General features: G+C 47.1%; 1 protein-coding gene. It reads left to right on the top strand.

The window, feature by feature from the left end:
• Positions 1-1,876, top strand: a 1,876-nt coding sequence (locus QUB26_RS28215; RefSeq protein WP_333320631.1) for a Calx-beta domain-containing protein, incomplete at its 5' end; no start/stop codon positions are given.
• Positions 1,877-2,681: the final 805 nt, after the last annotated feature.

Raw genomic sequence — 2,681 nt, 5'->3', positions numbered from 1 at the left:
TGATTACACCAATACTCCCCTGACTGTCAATTTTGCCGCTGGGGATGCTGCACCCCAAACCATCACCATTCCGATCGTCAACGATACTTTGGTAGAGGATACCGAAACACTCAACTTAACTTTGACCAACCCGAATGGTGCAACGATTGGAACCCAAAGCACCGCTACCTTGGACATAGTGGACAATGACAGCACCCTGCAATTTAGTGCTCCTACTTTCAGGGTTAATGAAAACGGAAGGATTGTTTCAGCAGTAACAGTTACACGCACTGGCAGTACCACTGGTGCAGTCTCAGCCACGGTGGAATTGAGCGATGGTACTGCTGTTGCCCCTGGTGATTACGACAATCAGGCGATTGTGGTGAATTTTGCCGCTGGGGATGCTGCATCCAAAATTGTCGATATTCCGATCGTCAACGATACTTTGGTGGAGGGTACCGAAAGAGTCAACTTAAGTTTGACCAACCCTACAGGCAATGCCTCGATTGGAACGCAAGGTACTGCCATTTTGAACATCGCAGATAATGACAGCAGCCTGCAATTTAGTTCCCCTACCTTTAGTCTCAACGAAGATGGCACGCCGATTGCAGCCGTGACTGTCACTCGCATTGGCAGTGCTATTGGCGCCGTCTCAGCCACTGTGAACTTGACCGATGGTACTGCTGTTGCCCCTGGGGATTACACCATTACTCCCCTGACTGTCAATTTTGCCGCTGGGGACACCGCACCCAAAATTGTCACCATTCCGATCGCCAACGATACTTTGGTGGAGGGTATCGAAACACTCAACTTAAGTTTGACCAACCCTACAGGCAATGCCACGATTGGAACGCAAAGCACCGCTAACTTGGACATAGTGGACAATGACAGCAGCCTGCAATTTAGTGCTCCTACTTTCAGGGTTAATGAAAACGGAAGGATTGTTTCAGCAGTAACAGTTACACGCACTGGCAGTACGACTGGTGCAGTCTCAGCCACGGTAAACCTCAGTAATCTTACTGCTGTTGCTGATGACTACGACAATGCTCCCATCCTTGTCAATTTTGCTGATGGGGATGCTGCACCCAAAATTGTCGATATTCCGATCGTCAACGATACTTTGGTGGAGGGTACCGAAAGAGTCAACTTAAGTTTGATCAACCCTACAGGCAATGCCACGATTGGAACGCAAAGCAACGCCATTTTGAACATCGCGGACGATGACAGCACGCTGCAATTTAGTGCTGCCTTCTTTAGCGTCAACGAAGGCACGCGGAATGCAGCCGTGACAGTTACACGCATTGGCAGTGCTACTGGCGCCGTCTCAGCCACGGTGAACTTGAGCGATGGTACTGCTGTTGCCCCTGATGACTACATCAATATTAGTCCCATTGCTGTTAATTTTGCCTCTGGGGACAGCACGGCCAAAACCATCACTATTCCAATCCAGGAGAATAGTTTGCCAGAGTCTAACGAAACAGTCAACTTAAGTTTGGCTATTGCTACAGGCAATGCCACGATTGGAACGCAAAGCACCGCCATTTTGAACATCGTAGACAATGATGTTGCACCTGCTGTGATGACTAACTTAACTTCATCGAGCATGACCCCCGACCTACTTACTGGCTTTCGTTCCGCTAGTGCGATCGGTGATAGCGGGCTACAGGATTCCAGCTTGCTTGGTGGTTCAGGGCCGGGAACAGTGGATATGAGCAATTTCATCACCAACTCTTTCGACGGGGCGGCGATCACTAATCCTACTATGACAGTCGCTGGCACCCAGAACTGGTTGTGGCCTTCACCTACAGAGCCCATTGTGGGTGGCACTGACCCGAATCTTATTGCTGGGGTAGGTCCGAGTTTCGTGTCCTTCAACCCATCTGCTACTTGGGTCTGATAGAACCATTTCAAGGTCGTACTCTTAGATGCTACGCGCGTTATTCGAGTACGACCTTGAACTCTTGTATAGCAATCCTAAATGATTTGTGTAATTCTTGTAGGGAAAAACCAACGCCCGGTTGCCCCGATGCAGGCTGGGGTAGTCACTCTTAGCACTACCCCTACATATTTTTACAACTGATGCGAGGATTGCTATATTTTGAAAAAAATAGATGGCGATTTGCCATTGGGATGGAGTTTTTGAGAGCGTAGTTTTTGGGCAATTCTTGTTGGTAAAAATTCGCCCCGAAAATTATCGATTGGATATTAAGCTGTTGCACATTTAAATTGTATATTCAGGGCGGGCTGGACGCCCAACCCGTACTCCCCACAAGACTTTGATTTTTTTGGACATACAATTTAAAGGCCGCAACAGCTTAGTGTTTTTTGCTATTACCTACTTAATCCTTAATTTTTTGTAAAAACGTAACAGTTGCCAAATCTGCCAACTCGCCCAGACTGGGAGCAATGCTAAGATTAACCAAAAGGTGGGTTTAGCGATCGCCCCCAAGATGGGGAAATCAAACCAAGATGGCAATTTGACATTCGGTATATTTTGGGCAGTTTTTAGTTTTATCAAAGGAACTTTCGGACATAGCTTTACTTCACTGAATCGATTTTGCCCTGTGGATTTGGGCTTTTTTTATTCGATCGTCTTACTGCACATTTTGTACAGCTTTTAAGTTGGTACTAACTAAGGAATGAGAATTAAATAACTTCCACTCTTGAAAGTGGGATGGGCGTCCCGCCCGTCCTTTTTGGAC

Origin of the sequence: Microcoleus sp. B4-C1 (assembly GCF_036705285.1) — a bacterium.
Classification (GTDB): Bacteria; Cyanobacteriota; Cyanobacteriia; order Cyanobacteriales; family Microcoleaceae; genus Microcoleus.
The sequence above is the reverse complement of the archived record's forward strand: the minus strand, read 5'-3'. Positions and strand labels throughout refer to the sequence as shown.